Origin of the sequence: Chitinophaga japonensis (assembly GCF_007830125.1) — a bacterium.
GTDB classification, from domain to species: domain Bacteria; phylum Bacteroidota; class Bacteroidia; order Chitinophagales; family Chitinophagaceae; genus Chitinophaga; species Chitinophaga japonensis.
The window spans coordinates 1,731,289-1,747,789 of record NZ_VLLG01000002.1; the positions used below are offsets into that span (position 1 = coordinate 1,731,289).

Annotated in this window: 13 protein-coding genes; all 13 read left to right on the plus strand. The window is 42.5% G+C overall.

Going from position 1 to position 16,501, the window contains the following annotated elements; translation table 11 throughout:
- Positions 1–31 precede the first annotated feature (31 nt).
- The 13 genes from LX66_RS07090 (at position 32) to LX66_RS07150 (ending at position 16,470) form a co-directional block, all read left to right on the plus strand.
- Complete coding sequence (locus LX66_RS07090) at positions 32–1,324, plus strand: oligosaccharide flippase family protein (protein WP_145711269.1); 1,293 nt, start codon at positions 32–34, stop codon at positions 1,322–1,324.
- Complete coding sequence (locus LX66_RS07095) at positions 1,321–2,553, plus strand: O-antigen polymerase (protein WP_145711270.1); 1,233 nt, start codon at positions 1,321–1,323, stop codon at positions 2,551–2,553. The genes LX66_RS07090 and LX66_RS07095 overlap by 4 nt, the downstream gene beginning before the upstream one ends.
- Before the next feature lie 8 nt (positions 2,554–2,561).
- Complete coding sequence (locus LX66_RS07100) at positions 2,562–3,392, plus strand: glycosyltransferase family 2 protein (RefSeq protein WP_145711271.1); 831 nt, start codon at positions 2,562–2,564, stop codon at positions 3,390–3,392.
- A complete protein-coding gene (locus LX66_RS07105) occupies positions 3,382–4,506 on the plus strand; it encodes a glycosyltransferase (protein WP_145711272.1) in 1,125 nt (374 codons plus the stop codon). Before LX66_RS07100 ends, LX66_RS07105 begins: the two co-directional genes overlap by 11 nt.
- Before the next feature lie 64 nt (positions 4,507–4,570).
- On the plus strand, positions 4,571–5,758 hold the full coding sequence (locus tag LX66_RS07110) for a glycosyl hydrolase family 28-related protein (RefSeq protein WP_158642560.1): 1,188 nt from the start codon (positions 4,571–4,573) through the stop codon (positions 5,756–5,758).
- A gap of 67 nt (positions 5,759–5,825) precedes the next feature.
- On the plus strand, positions 5,826–6,629 hold the full coding sequence (locus LX66_RS07115; protein ID WP_145711275.1) for a glycosyltransferase family 2 protein: 804 nt from the start codon (positions 5,826–5,828) through the stop codon (positions 6,627–6,629).
- Between the two features lie 56 nt (positions 6,630–6,685).
- Complete coding sequence (locus tag LX66_RS07120) at positions 6,686–7,594, plus strand: methyltransferase domain-containing protein (protein WP_145711276.1); 909 nt, start codon at positions 6,686–6,688, stop codon at positions 7,592–7,594.
- Between the two features lie 162 nt (positions 7,595–7,756).
- Positions 7,757–8,869, plus strand: coding sequence for a GDP-mannose 4,6-dehydratase (gene gmd / locus LX66_RS07125; RefSeq protein WP_145711277.1), 1,113 nt, complete (start codon positions 7,757–7,759; stop codon positions 8,867–8,869).
- A gap of 3 nt (positions 8,870–8,872) precedes the next feature.
- Positions 8,873–9,805 carry a GDP-L-fucose synthase gene (gene fcl / locus LX66_RS07130; RefSeq protein WP_145711279.1) on the plus strand — a complete coding sequence of 311 codons (933 nt, stop codon included), beginning with the start codon at positions 8,873–8,875 and terminating at the stop codon, positions 9,803–9,805.
- Between the two features lie 137 nt (positions 9,806–9,942).
- Positions 9,943–10,899 carry an NAD-dependent epimerase/dehydratase family protein gene (locus LX66_RS07135; protein WP_145711281.1) on the plus strand — a complete coding sequence of 319 codons (957 nt, stop codon included), beginning with the start codon at positions 9,943–9,945 and terminating at the stop codon, positions 10,897–10,899.
- Between the two features lie 128 nt (positions 10,900–11,027).
- Positions 11,028–12,593: a hypothetical protein gene (locus tag LX66_RS07140; protein ID WP_145711283.1), complete on the plus strand. Its 1,566-nt coding sequence runs from the start codon at positions 11,028–11,030 to the stop codon at positions 12,591–12,593.
- Positions 12,594–13,083: 490 nt separating this feature from the next.
- A complete protein-coding gene (locus tag LX66_RS07145; protein ID WP_244620322.1) occupies positions 13,084–15,024 on the plus strand; it encodes an ABC-F family ATP-binding cassette domain-containing protein in 1,941 nt (646 codons plus the stop codon).
- A gap of 174 nt (positions 15,025–15,198) precedes the next feature.
- The gene (locus tag LX66_RS07150; RefSeq protein ID WP_158642561.1) at positions 15,199–16,470 is read left to right on the plus strand and encodes a glycoside hydrolase family 2 TIM barrel-domain containing protein; all 1,272 of its coding nucleotides are present in this window, start codon (positions 15,199–15,201) and stop codon (positions 16,468–16,470) included.
- The last annotated feature ends 31 nt before the right edge of the window (positions 16,471–16,501 follow it).

Genomic DNA, 16,501 nt, shown 5'->3' on the forward strand with positions numbered 1-16,501 from the left:
AGGACATTACTAAAATGAGAAAAAGGTAAGAATGTTTCGATTCATTAAAAATAGAAATCTTATAAGAAGTTTTTTCATTTATAATAAGTCTATACTGGAAAACTTTTTCTCCTTGTCAATTATACAAGCCTTAAATGGAATACTACCTTTGATCGCTATTCCATATTTGCTGAAGATTATACATCCAGAAAAATATGGGCTTATTAATATCTCTCAGGCAGTTATTTATTATTTCCAGATTTTGGTTGATTATGGCTTTAATATGACTGCTACCAGGCAAATTGCTATTCATAGAGATGACTTATCCAAAATATCATCAGTTTTTTCTGCAGTACTACTTATTAAGCTGTTTATTATAGTTATAGGCATATTTGTACTTGCTGTTATTATCTGGCTTGTTCCTGATTTCCGTGATAATAGTATGTTATTTTATTTGACCTATCTGACTGTTATTGGATATGCATTCCTACCCACCTGGTTTTTTCAGGGAATAGAGAAGATGAAGCACCTGACTGTCCTAAACCTCATTGCGAAGATCTTGTTTACGTTGATGATTTTTATCTTCGTTAAAAAAGAAAGCGACTATTTATTGGTACCTGTTTTTACGGGCCTGGGATTTATTATTAGTAGCGGCATCGGAATTTTTATTGCCTGCTATAGCTATAAAATCAGCATTAAGCGTGTTAGTCTAAAGGAGATACAGTATCAGTTGCGAGACAGTTTCCCAGTTTTTATATCGAATTTTTCTATATCGTTTTATAGAAGTGCAAATCCAATTTTACTAGGTTTTTTTACTAATGCCGTGACTGTTGGATACTACTCCGTTGCAGAAAAACTTATAAAAGGATTACAGGCTATTGTTAATTCTTTGGCGCAAGCTCTCTTTCCTTACATGAGCAGAAAATTGGAAACATATGAAACAATTTCCGGAAAACTTAAAGCTATCTTAAGGCCAACAAGATATATTTCAATTGGACTTATACTGGTAAGTGTGTTTGTCTTCCTCACGGCTCCTTATTGGATAAGGTTATTTATCCATTCCCAGAATCGGGAGGTAACAACTTGCTTGCGAATATTAAGTTTTGTAGTAACACTAGGCGGTGTAAACTACTTACTTGGATTCACTGGTCTTATTAATATGAATCAGAGAAAGAGCCTGATGTTCTATGTAGTTATAAGTGGAGTGATAGCTATTTTTTCCGCATCACTTCTCTCCTGTTATATTGGATTGGTAGGGGCGGCATACTCAATGCTATTAGCAGAAGCAGTGTTGCTTATTTTGATTTTGTTAAAATATCGTTCATTAAAGACACAAGAACAATGAAGGATAAGAAATGGGATTTGAAAAGAGCGATGGAATTGAACAGACAGTCAACAATTATACCTGAGGCAAAGATAGTTCGTATAATTTTGATTTTTTATATAGGATATATTGTTTTTTCATTGCTCGGGAATATTGTCATTAAGTATACAGGAATTGCTGCGGTACCTTTGATGCTTTTTCTTCTTTATGTTATTTGTTTGCTGCATGGTGTCATTCTCGGCCTTGCACTACCCTTTATTAAGATCGAAAGACCGGTCAACATAAAATTCAAAGCGGTTGTCATTATCCTTTTTATGATTTGTTGTATGACAACACTGTTAGCCTGGTATCTGAATATTAAACATTACGGCAGCCTCGTTTATATATTTGCACACTCCTTTGTAATTAGAGAATCAAGCATTGGCCAATCTGAAGGAATCATTCCGGTTTATGTTACATATATTAATAGTTTTTTATATTGTTTGTTTGCATTGTTACTGATAGGATATCATTACACCCGTCGTAAATATTGCATTGTGTTATCTGTTTTGACTTTTATTCTTGTTATATTTACGGATTTGCTAACCTTTGGCAGAATTGGAATTTTGTACTGTTTGTTTATCCTATTTGCTTATTTTATCCTGTTTAGGAAAGTTAGGATTAACCTGCGTGTGATCATAGGTATTACTGCTTTATTTCTGATACTTAATTTACCTAGGATGATCAGAGGTGGCTTTGATAATTTTGAAGGATCTGTATCAGCCTTTAAAAACTTCTTGTATTATGATATACCGCCAATCTTTAATTCTGTCATCACAGTCTACACCTACTATTTTAGCTCATTGTTTGCGTTTTCCAACTATTATGAACATCAACATATTGAATTTACGTACGGAGACATCACATTTAATCCAATAGTAAATATTTATAATAGATTTATTGCTCACAATGAAAGAGTAAGCTTAATTGCTGACCCGGTGTATATCCCTTTTAGAACGAATATTTACTCAATTGTAAAGGATCTGTATCAAGACTTTGGGGTTATAGGAATAATTCTACCTCCCATTTTTTTTGGAATTATTATAGGATATATATTTAAATCGGGAAGTATTACGGGACAAGCACTAAAAATATATATACTCGCTTGGGTATTTTATACGCCTATTTACAATCCTTTTTCCTTTGCGACTTTTCTTATCTCATTCTTCATGCTGATTTTGATATCTCTTTTGATAAAATTGAAATTCTGACAAATGTTATGCTCATAAGTTTTATTATTGTAAATTATAATTCAGGAACACTCCTGGAAGAATGTATTAGCAGTATTGTTGATGTAGTTACTTTTCCATTTGAGATAGTAGTTTTAGATAATCAATCAACGGATGGTTCTTATCTCTTTATTGAAGAACTTAATGATAAACGGATAGTATTGATCAAATCTGAACACAATTTAGGATTTGCAAAAGGAAATAATATTGCAGCCGTACATGCAAAAGGTGATATTTTGCATTTCATTAACCCTGACGCAATATTGAATAAGTCTATCGAACCTGATTATAAGAGAATAATAGAGAATAACCAGGATAAGAAAAGGGTTTTTGTAAACAGGATAAGTGACGAATTAGGTAAGATTACACATAGTCGCTATCTGATACCTACTATAAAGAACATATTTAAATACATCTTTGGACAAAATCCTGATTATTGGTATTTGGGAGCAAGTATTATCATATATAGAGATTTTTTTGAACAGATTAATGGATGGCCGGAAGATTATTTTATGTATGCAGAGGATATGGATATATTCTATATAATATATAATTATGGGGGTTCAGTGGAAAGGCTTAATAGTACTGTACAACACATTGGTAAGGGGACAACAAAAAATGTATGGTCAGAATTTGAAAGATTGGTTCGAGTGGAGAGTTCAACCAGACTTTTTTATAAAAAGTATAAGCGGATGTGGGAATATTACCTAATCGTGCTGATTTTTTTCTTTTATAAGCTGTTTAAAGGATATAGGCCTATATTATATATGAAAACAGTATTTTACGCGAATAGAAAAGCTAATAAGCCGCATGGAAATTAAAATTTTAATGCTAGCCCCTCTTAGTAGTATTCATACAATAAGGTGGGCAAATGCTTTGTATGACAGAGGAATAAAAATTATTCTGGCGGGAGCTACAACCTATGACCCAACATTGTACAACGAGGGTATCCGTATAATTTCTCTACAATTACCAGCCTCCCAAACAGGTAGGAACGCAAAGGCAGTTGGGAAGCTAAGTTATCTTAGTTTAGTTAATAAAGTCAAACAATTAATTAAAGAGGAGAAAATTGATATTATACATGCTCATTTTGCATCTAGTTATGGACTGATAGGTGCGTTGGTGGGGTTCAAACCATTTGTATTATCTGTATGGGGAAGTGATGTGTATGATTTCCCAATAAAATCTTTGTTGCATCGCTACATTCTTAAGTTTAATTTATCCAAAGCAACATTGGTTTTGTCAACAAGTCATGTGATGGCGGATGAGACAAGACGGTATACACAGAAGGGTATTGACATAACTCCTTTTGGGGTCGACACCAACGTCTTTAAACCAGAATATGATCAGAAAGCAGATTCAAAAGGTTTTGTAATTGGAATTGCCAAAACACTGGAAGAAAAATATGGAGTGGAATATTTACTGAGGGGATACGCAAAATTCCGAGAAGTATATGCTAATCAAAATAGCGACATACAACTTAAAATAGCAGGAGAGGGTATTTTGAAAGAATCATTAGTTAAATTGGCAGATGAACTTGGAATTGCGGGGCATACAACTTTCCTGGGAAAATTAAAACACTCAGATATAGTAGGATTTTATAACTCACTTAATATAGCTGTCTTTCCTTCTATATTAGACAGCGAAAGTTTTGGGGTTGCAGTAATTGAAGCGAATGCTTGCGGAATTCCGGTCATTGTTTCAGATGTTGCTGGCTTTAAAGAAGTTGTGATGCATGAAAAGAATGGAATAATTGTTGAACGAAAAAATGCAGATGCCATTTATGAGGCAATTGAACGATTATATCTAGACAAGACAATAAGAGAGAAAATGGGTAATTTTGGCAGGGAATTAGTTAAGGAGAAATATGAATGGAATAAAAATGTTGAATATGTGATTAGTATATATAATAATATACTCAAATATCATGAATAGTTTAACGATTCTACCCATGAGCTTCTTATGGCTGTGTACCTTTTTTTTGCATAGGCAAGAGGTAGTGAATGTAGTTAATTCAGGTGCAGATACAGCAAATGTAAAACTCTTTGGGGCTGTTGGAGATGGGAAAAATGATGATACTAAAGCCATTATTGATGCAGTTAGATCTAATGCAAGGGTGATATTTTTTCCCTCGGGAACATATAAGATATCCAGAACCATACCACTTAACAGCAATAAGGAACTTCTTGGCGTGAATCAGAAATCAGTATTACTTAATACCAATGTTAAGGAAATGCTGAAGACCTTTGGGCCTAATCATTATAATGATATTACTATTAAGGGACTTAGACTTGAAGGTAATGTGAAGGAGGGTGAGAATAAATTAGTTATTTGTATGCAATTTTATAATATAATAAAAGTAAATATTATAAATTGTTCTTTTAATAGTTCCTCTGCTGGAGTTGGATTCCAGAGCTGTAAAAGTATAATTGTAAAAGGCTGTACATTTAACGGAATGTATCAACAACCATTAAAGAATGCCACATATGCGGGGGTTTATGGCTATGGTATTGTTCTGAACGAATGTGATAAAGCAGTAATAGAAGGTAATAATATTGGTACAAACTCCCCCCATGGTTATATCATGAGGCATGCAGTTTATATTAGTAATAACAGAAAGAGAGATGCAGTAAGCAGCTCAGATATTATAATTAGAGATAATACAATTTTTCTTAAAGACTATACTAAATCTCAACCTCTCACTGGGTTTGAATACGTATTTAAATCCATAGGAGGAAGAAATATTCTAATAGAAAGAAATAGAGCATATGGTGGTATTGGGGGAGTGCTATTGACTTATAATTTTGTTAATCCCCTGAATATAAATGTAGAAAATAATCAGTTTAATGGATTGAAGCAATATGGAATATTTGTTAATCCGGAAACAGAAGCAGATAAAAAATGCATATTATCGGATTTGACAGTAAAGAATAATTCATTCATTATGAATGAGAAAAACGCTCAGGCTTTTAGAATTATAAACTATAAAAAGCTGGAGATTAAGAACAATGATTTTGTAAATCAACATACAAATACAGACAATAGATCTGTATTCCTTTACCTAAAAAAAAATAATACAGCTATTAACTCTAAAACAATCGAAGCTTCTAATAATAAAATTAGTGGGTTTAAGCAGATGATATTAAATGACAACCCTAAAGATAAAGTTAATCTTCTGATACGGTAAAATAATCTGCAAGGCGGACTTTAAACAATTAACAGCAATCAACCGAAAGACAAACTGGAATAACACAATGTCGAGTGCAAATAAGATGGTCTCAATTATAACTCCTGTATACAACGGTGAAAAATATATAGGGAGGACAATTCAATCAGTAGTAAACCAGACTTATTCCGATTGGGAATTAATCATCATCGATGATTGTTCGACAGATGCAACCAGCAAACTCGTACATGAAGCATCGGAAGCCGATAGGAGAATTAAACTGATAAAGTTGAAAGTTAATCAAGGGGCGGCCGCTGCAAGAAATGCTGGTATAAAAGCGAGCGGTGGGAGATTTATTGCCTTCTTAGATGGTGATGATGTATGGTTACCTGGAAAGTTGGAGACCCAACTTGATTTCATGTTAACCAACGAGGTGTCCTTTACTTATTCTGCGTATTATGCTGTTAAGGATGAAATCAAAATTCTGAGGAAGGCTCCCTTGAAGATTACTTATAGTGCCACATTACTTAATCCACGTATAGGATGCTTAACAGTTATTTATGATACCGCAGTGTTGGGTAAAGTATATATGCCGAATATACGCAAACGTCAGGACTGGGCTACTTGGCTTTCTATTTTAAAGGCAATAAAAGAAACAAAAGGAATAACTTTTCCTTTAGCTGAGTACACTGTAAGAGACAATTCTCTTTCAAGCAATAAGTTTAAATTAATCAAATATAACTGGGAGGTATTGCGACTACATAAGCCTAATATCTTACCCGCTCTTTTATATTTCTCGTGTTTTCTTGTATTAAATACATATAAAGCGGTCAGGGAACGGCAAAAATTTTACTCATTAAAAAGAAAATCAGAAAGACTGGAAAAGTATTGAGCAATATTTGGCAGGAGTTGACGGAACATTTATAACACTGCATAAAAGTAACGTATATGAACTTTGTCTACAAATGTCTATTACAGCAATTTTTTTCCAAAATTCCTTATGGGGAACACCTGAATTATCTTTTTCAGAGACGGATCACTAACAGTTTACCAGCTTCTGATGAAAAATTCTTGAGGAAAGTAAATGATGCTTTTACCCACTATGGGAAATTCAAAGAGTTTAATGAGTTAAAAAATAATGGTAATAAATACTATGAGTTTGGGGCCGGTTGGGACTTGATCATTCCTATATCTATCAGTTTACTTGGTTTTGAAGTTACCTGCATTGATATAAAATATTTAGCTACCCCAGAATTAATTCAAAATTCCCTAGGTCAATTTGTCAAACTTAGAAATAAACTACCTTTTGAATTTGATAAAATAAATAGTATCTCGCTAAATAAGGATAAATGCATGGAAACCTTAGGTAAGGAGTACAATATAAAGTACAAAGCTCCTTTAGATGCTAGAGATACTGGCTTTAAGCAGGAAACAATTGATTTTATATCATCGTCCGTTACTTTTGAACACATTCCAGGAAGGGAATTACTTTTAATCTTGAACGAATGTTATAGGCTTTTGAAAAGAGGGGGAATACTTTCTCTTACAATAGATTATAAGGATCATTGGTCCTATTTTGATAAGAATATTTCTATTTATAATTTTCTACGGTATTCAGAAAAAGAATGGAAACGCTATAATCCATCGTTACATTATCAAAATAGATTACGGCATAGCGATTATTTGAAGATAATACAGCAAACTTGCTTCGAGTTAGTTGAAGATGCTCCAATTTTACCTACTGAGGAAGACATTAAAGTACTAAAACAAATCCCTCTCAATAATGATTTTTCACTCAAGACCTATGATTTGCATGATTTAGGTATTAAAGGATCCCACATAGTATTAAGGAAATAAATCTAACACATTTGAAATAAATTGCCGTGTAAGATTCGCCGCTTTTTCTTATTGGGAGGATGTAGGTCATTATGAAATTTTAAAAGTTTAGAAAAAGTAGGAACATGATTTGTATGTAGATATTATATATTACGCACATGAGTAAAGAGAAAATTCCAATCCATGAAAATAGCACTTATCACCGGCATCACCGGCCAGGACGGCGCCTACCTCGCCGACCTCCTCCTGCACAAAAACTACCAGGTGCACGGCATCAAACGCCGCAGCTCCCTGTTTAATACGGACAGGATAGACCATCTCTACCAGGACCCCCATGAACAGCATATTCACTTCAAGCTGCACTATGGCGACCTGACGGACTCCACCAACCTGATCCGCATCATCCAGGAGGTACAGCCGGATGAGATTTACAACCTGGGGGCTATGAGCCATGTGAAAGTGAGCTTTGAGACCCCCGAATATACCGCCAATGCGGATGGGATTGGCACCTTAAGAATATTGGAAGCCGTAAGGTTATTGGGCCTTACGGATAAAACAAAGATCTACCAGGCTTCCACCTCCGAACTGTACGGCCTGGTACAGGAGGTGCCGCAATCGGAAAAAACACCTTTTTATCCCCGCTCTCCCTATGGTGTGGCCAAGTTGTACGCCTACTGGATCACGGTCAATTATAGGGAGGCATATAATATGTACGCCTGCAACGGTATTCTCTTTAATCATGAAAGCCCGCTCCGTGGCGAAACGTTCGTAACCCGCAAGATCACCCGGGGGGTGGCCAAAATAGTGGCCGGCATGCAGGACAAGCTGTATATGGGTAACCTGGACGCGCAGCGGGACTGGGGCCATGCAAAGGACTATGTAGAGGCCATGTACCTCATCCTGCAGCAGGACCAGCCGGAAGATTACGTGATTGCTACCGGTATTACCACTACGGTGCGCGATTTCATTAAAATGGCCTTTGCCGAAGCAGGTGTGGAACTGGAGTTTAAAGGCAAGGATGCTGCAGAAAAAGGGATCGTCAAAAGTATTGCCACCGGTATCACTGCCCTGGAACCCGGGCAGGAGGTAGTGGCCATTGATCCCCGGTACTATCGCCCCACGGAGGTAGACCTCCTGATAGGGGACCCTACCAAAGCGCAGACAAAGCTGGGTTGGAAGCCGAAGTACGACCTCCCCGCCCTGGTGAAGGAAATGGTGGCGGCAGACATAGAGCTGTTCCAGCGCGAAAAACTGCTCAAAGATGCCGGTTATAAAATACTGAACCAATTCGAATAGCCCATGAACCAACAGCACAAAATATACGTGGCCGGTCATCGCGGCATGGTAGGCTCTGCCATCGTTAGAAGACTACAACAGGACGGTTTTAATAATATCATTACCCGTATCTCCAAAGAGCTGGACCTGCGGGACCAGCAGGCGGTAGCCGCTTTCTTTGCACAGGAAAAGCCGGACTATGTGTTCATGGCCGCTGCCAGGGTGGGCGGCATTATTGCCAATAACACCTACCGGGCGGAGTTCCTGTATGATAACCTCATGATCCAGAGCAATGTGATCCATCATGCTTATAAAGCCGGCGTGCAAAAGCTCATGTTCCTCGGCTCCTCCTGCATCTATCCCAAGCTGGCTCCCCAGCCCCTCAAAGAGGAATACCTGCTCACCGGCTTGCTGGAGCCTACCAATGAGCCCTATGCCATTGCCAAGATAGCCGGCATCAAAATGTGCGATGCCTACCGTGATCAATACGGGTGTAACTTCATTTCCGTGATGCCGACCAACTTATACGGTCCCAATGATAATTACGACCTGCAGAACTCCCATGTGCTGCCCGCGCTGCTGCGCAAGTTCCATGAGGCAAAGGTCAACAGCGCCCCGGAAGTGGTGATATGGGGCACGGGGGCGCCTAAACGCGAGTTCCTCCATGCAGATGATATGGCCGATGCCTGCTTTTACCTCATGCAAAACTATAACGAGCCCGGGCTGGTAAACATTGGCGTAGGAGAGGATATCAGCATTGCAGACCTGGCAAGGCTCGTACAGGAGATCGTGGGTTATAAAGGCGCGCTTACCTTCGATACCTCCAAACCGGATGGCACGCCCCGGAAGCTGATGGATGTGACCAAACTCCATAGCTTTGGCTGGAAAGCCAGCATCGGGCTGGAAGAGGGTATCCGCCAGGTATACGAGCAGGTGCAGCATACCGGCTGGAGCTGATCAATATGTTCCAATTTTAAATTAATAATAACATTTTGTAAAAAGAGGGTTTGACCGGAACCTTAACGGATAATAGTCTTATTTTACCGCAATCTATTTCTTCACGCCTTGACTTTTACCGTTAAAGTAACAAACCTATGAATATTACAATTATCGGGGGAGCTGGTTTTATAGGGACCAGTTTAATAGAAAAATTGGGAGAAACAGGTAGTAAATACTGTGTTATAGATAAAAGGCCGGTAAATATCCCTTATGCCAGGATAGCGGACATACGTAATGTATCCGATGTACAAAAGTCTGTTGAGCAAACGGAATGGGTAATATTATTGGCCGCAGAACACCAGGACAATGTGGAACCCATTTCGTTGTATTACGAGGTGAATGTCAATGGCACAAGGAATGTGCTGGATGTTATGGATCAGAAGGGAATTAAAAAGATAATTTTTACCAGTTCTGTAGCTGTTTATGGCCTGAATAAGGAAAACCCCTCAGAGACACATCCGGTCGACCCATTTAACCATTATGGCAAAAGTAAATGGCAGGCAGAAGAGGTATTGAGAGAGTGGTATAACAAGGATCCCGGGAATCGGACATTAATTATTATAAGGCCAACCGTTGTTTTTGGACCGGGAAACCGGGGGAACGTTTACAACCTGCTAAAGCAGATCGCCACCGGAAAGTTCCTGATGATCGGCTCCGGGAATAACAAGAAGTCGATGGCCTATGTGGAAAACATTGTACATTTCTTAAAGTATTGTATTGATCAGGATATTACAGGATACCAGCTATTTAACTATGCCGATAAACCTGATTTGAGTACCAGGGAGCTGGTGGCGCAGGCAAGTATATCATTAAATAAGAGAGTGGCCCCTATAAAAATCCCTTATGCTATTGGGTACCTGGGAGGAGTTTTCCTGGATCTGGTGGCGAAAATCATCAATAAGAAGTTACCCATCAGTGCTGTCAGGATCAAAAAGTTCTGTGCTACCACCCGGTTTTCCGCCGATAGAATAGCCTCAATGGGTTATAAGGCTCCATTTACACTGCGGGAAGGATTGGATAAAACCATACAAAGCATTGCTAATGGGCAATAGGTCTTAATGATTTAAAGTATCCCCTGTATTTTTCCAACCTCCAGAGCATCCCCCGGGAAGCTTTCCGGCATTACTTTTGTGTCTCGTAATATTCCTATCTTTGCTCCTTAGCTCACAAATCGTTACTTATGCACCAAAAACTCCATGTATCAGCGTTGCTTACCATTTGCTGCCTGGCTGCCAGCCACTATGTGCAGGCCCAAAGCGCCGGCCGACAGTATTCGCTGGGTTTTTACCAACCCATGTCGGACAGCAGCGGCTATCACTCCTCCCTGAGGGATTACATGGTGCAGCCCAACTTTGAGTTGCCAGGGGATACCGCCCGGAAAAGATCCTGGTGGCACCGCAAGCTGTTCCGGGAACATCTCCTGGAGTTCAGCGGGGACGATTACGATTTCTATGCCAGCTTTCTGCCCGACTTCCAGGTAGGGCACAGCAACCGGAACGGCACCACCTGGCTCAATACCCGGGGTGTAGTGGCAGGGGGCCGGATAGGAAAGAACCTTACCTTCTACACGGAATTCTACGAGAACCAGGGCAAGTTCCCGCTGTATGTGGATGCCTATGCCCGTGCTACCAAAGTAATACCGGGGCAGGGGCAGTGGAAAACCTATAATACGGATGCCTTTGACTTTGCCTATGCCTCCGCACTGATCAACTATAAAGCGGGAAAACATTTTAACTTCCAGTTGGGATACGATAAGAACTTTGTAGGCGATGGCTACCGCTCCATGCTGCTGTCGGACGTGCCCTTTAACTATCCCTTCCTGAAAATAGTGGCCAATGTGGGCCGTATACAATACACTACCATGTGGGCGCAGTTCATCGATATGCGCTATCCCAAGGCCTCTTACGACAACGGTTATAGGAAAAAATGGGGCGTGTTCAATTACCTGGACTGGAATGTGAGCAAAAAGATATCGGTTGGCCTTTTCGGCGGGGTGATCTGGCAGGATTCCGATTCCTCCGGCAAGCGCGGCTTCGATGTCAGCTACCTCAATCCCATCATTTTCCTGCGCCCGGTAGAGTTTTCCGTAGGCTCGGCTGATAATGCTGTTATGGGATTGAACGCTAAATACACCTTCAGCCGCAACAGTGCCCTATACGGCCAGTTCCTGCTGGATGAGTTCAAGCTGAAAGAGGTAACTAACGGTGACGGCTGGTGGGGAAATAAGTTCGGCGGGCAACTGGGCTTCCGCTCCAATAATATCTTCAAAGTAAACCGCCTGAATATACTCACGGAAGTAAATGCTGCCAGGCCCTTCACCTACTCCCAACGTACCACCCTCAATAACTACGGCCATTATAACCAGCCGCTCGCGCATCCCATGGGGGCCAATTTTGTGGAATGGGTAAATATTGCCGATTACCAGTACAGGCGCTGGTTCCTCCGGGGGCAGATCATGCTGGCGAATTATGGCCAGGATACAACGGGCACCAATTTCGGGAAGGACATTTTCAAATCCTACGAAACGCGCACCCTGGAATATGGCAACAGCATCGGCCAGGGGCTGTCCACCAACCTGCTGTACCTGCAGGGCACCATCGCCTTCCTGCTCAATCCTAAAAACAACATGCGCCTGGAGGTATCCGTTATCCGCCGCCAGGAACGGAATGATGCCTGGAGAAGTAACGAACTCATCTTCCAGGTAGGATTGCGGAGCAGCTTCCGCCAACTCTATTACGATTTTTAGCGACAGGTGACAGCAGAATAGCACAAAAGGGTAGGTGCATAAGGCAAAGGAATGCCTTATATTAGTAGTATAGTAGCATTAATAACCATTACAACATACCTATGATGCCTGCCATTGTACTACATTTGCTTGTTATTCTATTGATTACCATGCTGTATATGTTGATTAGCATGGTCACCGGAAAAACACAGGAAGAAAGACCGGACCTTATCTTGAAGAAGTAATTAAAAACGCACTGGCTTACGAAGCGCTTTTCCCCCCCGTGATCAACGGGGGGTTTTTTTACGCCCTCAGGGTACATACATACAGCAGCAGTTTGCAGGTAAGCGATAAACAAATGGATAAAGGCCGATCTCGTATAGCAACTGACAAGGTTTTCATCCCATAAGGCAGGTACTATACTACAGTCAGAAAGTGGCTCAGATGAATGTACAAAAAGTTTTCTGAAAGTGCAACAAAAAACTGCTATCCGCAGTTAATCACAAGCACTATGCCAGTTATAAGCAACCAGATTTACTATCTTCGCCCCATGCATTACGTAACGGTTGAAGGGCTTACAAAATCTTACGGCGAAAAGCCATTGTTCAGGGATATTTCTTTTCATATCGAGGAGGGAGATAAAATAGCGCTGGTGGCGCTCAACGGTACCGGCAAATCCACCCTCCTGCGCATTTTATGCGGTAAAGACGTGCCGGACGAGGGCAAGGTATGGATCCATAAGGAAGTAACAGTGGTAATGCTGGAACAGCAGGCGGATTTTGACCTTAACAGATCCATACTGGCCAATATTTTTGCTTACGACCACCCTGTGCTCAACGCCATCAAGGAATACGAGCAGTTGACCGATGAAGGCCGGGAGCCGGATGCCGGCGTGCTGGCGGCGGCCATTGCCAAAATGGATGAACTGGGCGCCTGGCACTTTGATGCCAAGGTAAAACAGATACTGGGCAAGCTGAACATCCACCACCTGGACCAGCTCATGGGCACCCTCTCCGGTGGCCAGCTTAAAAGGGTGGCCCTGGCCAAAGTGCTGATAGACATCGGTTTTGAGCACAAGCATACCCTCCTGATCATGGATGAGCCGACCAACCACCTGGACGTATCCATGATAGAATGGCTGGAAAGCTACCTGAACCAGGAGAATGTGACCCTGCTGCTGGTGACCCACGATCGTTATTTCCTGGATAGCGTGTGTAATGAGATCATTGAGCTGGACCAGCAGCAGCTATTCATCTATAAAGGCGATTACGAGAACTACCTGGAGAAGAAGGCTGCCCGCGAGGAAAGCGATAAGGCCAGCGTGGAAAAGGCCCGCAACCAGTACCGCAAGGAGCTGGAGTGGATGCGCCGGCAGCCCAAGGCCCGCACCACCAAGGCCAAGTCCCGCATAGACGCTTTCTATGATGTAAAGGAGAAAGCCAGCGTACGCCTGGAAAAACAGCAACTGGAGCTGAATGTGAAAATGACCCGCCTGGGCGGCAAGATACTGGAGCTGAAGAAAGTGTATAAATCCTACGGCAACCTGCATATCCTCAAAGGCTTTGATTACACCTTCAAAAAAGGGGAGCGCATAGGCATTGTAGGCAGGAATGGCGTCGGTAAGTCCACCTTCCTGGATATGCTGCTGGGCATAGAGCAGCCGGACTCCGGCAAGGTCAACGTAGGGGACACCGTGGTGTTTGGCTACTACAGCCAGCAGGGCCTGGTGCTGCAGGAAGACATGCGCATTATTGAGTTTGTAAAGAACATTGCAGAATATTTTCCCCTGGCGGACGGCACCAGGGTAAGCGCCGCCCAGTTCCTGCAATTGTTCCTCTTTCCCCCGGAAAAGCAGTACACCTACGTGTCCAAGCTAAGCGGCGGGGAGAAAAGAAGGCTGCACCTGCTCAGCATCCTGTTCCGCAACCCTAATTTCCTGGTGCTGGATGAGCCCACCAATGACCTGGACCTGCCCACCCTCAGCATCCTGGAGGACTTCCTGCAGGAGTACCAGGGCTGTATCATCATTGTGAGCCATGACCGTTATTTTATGGACAAGCTGGTGGATCACCTGTTTGTTTTTGAAGGCGATGGGGTAGTGCGCGATTTCCCCGGCAACTATACCCAGTACCGGGAATGGGAGAAAGAGGAAAGCCGTAGCACGACCAAACAATCCGCCCTGCCGGCAGATAACACGAATGTAGCAAAAGCGGACACGGCTGCTGCCGGCAAGCCGCGCAAGCTCTCCTACAAGGAGAAGCGGGAGCTGGAACTGCTGGAACAGGAGATGACCAAACTGGAAGCAGAGAAAAAATCCATCGACGACAAACTGGCCGCCGGCAGCCTGCCCTATGAAGAGTTGGAGCCCCTTACCCGCCGCGTGGGAGAAGTGATGGCGTTGCTGGATGAAAAAGGGATGCGCTGGCTGGAGCTGAGCGAGCTGGAAGGTTAAAGCGCTGCCGCCGATGAATGTACTTAGATGTTATAGGCCGGTTCAGCTAAATTCGTTAAATTACCAATAGCCCCGATGCATCACTGATGTCATCCGGCTGCTGGTATTTGGAGATTAACAGAGGAATTCATGTGGATCAGCATTAGAAAGGGAAGGGGATACTGTTTAATTTTGATGGCGCTGGTATTTTGTTTCTTCACGCAATGCAATACTTCCCCGGCCCCTGCAGATAGCCGCAAAGTTTTTATCCGGAAAGAAGGAAAGCAGTATACGCTTTACCGTGAGGGGCAGCCATTTGTCATAAGAGGCGCTGCCGGCTATACGCATCCCGGGAAACTGAGGGCCATTGGCGGCAATACCATCCGCACCTGGGATACCACCAATATAGGCGCTATCCTGGATGAGGCGCAGCGCCACCACCTGGCGGTGATAGTAGGATTGCCCATGCCCGGCAGCGATTACACCGGCTATTTTTACAAAGACACCGCCAGGGTAGCCGCCCAGTACCGCGCTTTTTCCCGTACGGTACAACAGTACAAAGATCATCCGGCGCTGCTGATGTGGTGCCTGGGCAATGAGCCGGGATTCAGCTTCAAATGGCGCTATCGTCCCTTTATAAAAGCATTTAATGACCTCCTGGATATGATCCATGCTACAGACCCGGATCATCCCGTTACCACTACCATGATCAATTTCAGTATATGGGAGGCGCTGTGCATCAAATGGAAAGTGCATGACCTGGATCTGGTCTCCTTTAATATATTCGGGCAGTTGCCTGGCCTGCAGCGGAAATTGGACAAGTATGCATGGCTTTGGAACGGCCCTTTCCTGGTAAGCGAATGGGGTACCTACGGTCCCTGGGAGGTGAGCAGAACGGCCTGGGGCGCGCCCGTGGAAAATACCGGTACCAAAAAAGCGGAGCAATACCAGCAATTATATACGCAATTGCCGGCCCGCAACCCTCGCTTCCTGGGCGCACTGGTATTTTACTGGGGCCAAAAGCAGGAACTAACCCCCACCTGGTTCAGTTTGCTGGATGAAAAGGGGGGGATGACGGCAGCAGCAGGCGTCATGCAGGAGTTGTGGACCGGCCACCCGCCCGCGCACGCCGCACCGCCCCTGAAGTATATGCTGCTGGACGGCCGTGGCGCAATGGATAATATTATCTTCCCCGCCAACACTGCGCAAACCGCGGAAATATTGATGGAGAACGCACCGGCAGATTCGCTCGCCCTGCATTGGGAAATATGGCAGGAGGACTGGTTCAGCGAGCTGGGTAAGCAGCAGCCGGTAAAAGTGCAGGATACCCTGATCACCGGCAGCAGTCAATGGACGTTTACCGCGCCACGGCAGGAAGGCCCCTACCGGGTATATGTAAAGGTAACGGACCGCCAGGGCAGCTTTTCTACTGCCAATACTCCCTTTTATGTAGTGGAACAGGAATAACGAAGCACCTGTTGAGATAAAAATTGTTCGC

What these genes read in the sequence shown, in the direction of transcription:
- LX66_RS07105 (WP_145711272.1), top strand. Translation starts at nt 3,382, where the DNA reads ATGGAAATTAAAATTTTAATGCTAGCCCCTCTTAGTAGTATTCATACA.
- gmd (WP_145711277.1), top strand. Translation starts at nt 7,757, where the DNA reads ATGAAAATAGCACTTATCACCGGCATCACCGGCCAGGACGGCGCCTAC.
- LX66_RS07090 (WP_145711269.1), top strand. Translation starts at nt 32, where the DNA reads ATGTTTCGATTCATTAAAAATAGAAATCTTATAAGAAGTTTTTTCATT.
- LX66_RS07095 (WP_145711270.1), top strand. Translation starts at nt 1,321, where the DNA reads ATGAAGGATAAGAAATGGGATTTGAAAAGAGCGATGGAATTGAACAGA.
- LX66_RS07115 (WP_145711275.1), top strand. Translation starts at nt 5,826, where the DNA reads ATGTCGAGTGCAAATAAGATGGTCTCAATTATAACTCCTGTATACAAC.
- LX66_RS07150 (WP_158642561.1), top strand. Translation starts at nt 15,199, where the DNA reads ATGGCGCTGGTATTTTGTTTCTTCACGCAATGCAATACTTCCCCGGCC.
- LX66_RS07120 (WP_145711276.1), top strand. Translation starts at nt 6,686, where the DNA reads ATGAACTTTGTCTACAAATGTCTATTACAGCAATTTTTTTCCAAAATT.
- LX66_RS07135 (WP_145711281.1), top strand. Translation starts at nt 9,943, where the DNA reads ATGAATATTACAATTATCGGGGGAGCTGGTTTTATAGGGACCAGTTTA.
- fcl (WP_145711279.1), top strand. Translation starts at nt 8,873, where the DNA reads ATGAACCAACAGCACAAAATATACGTGGCCGGTCATCGCGGCATGGTA.
- LX66_RS07145 (WP_244620322.1), top strand. Translation starts at nt 13,084, where the DNA reads ATGCCAGTTATAAGCAACCAGATTTACTATCTTCGCCCCATGCATTAC.
- LX66_RS07100 (WP_145711271.1), top strand. Translation starts at nt 2,562, where the DNA reads ATGCTCATAAGTTTTATTATTGTAAATTATAATTCAGGAACACTCCTG.
- LX66_RS07140 (WP_145711283.1), top strand. Translation starts at nt 11,028, where the DNA reads ATGCACCAAAAACTCCATGTATCAGCGTTGCTTACCATTTGCTGCCTG.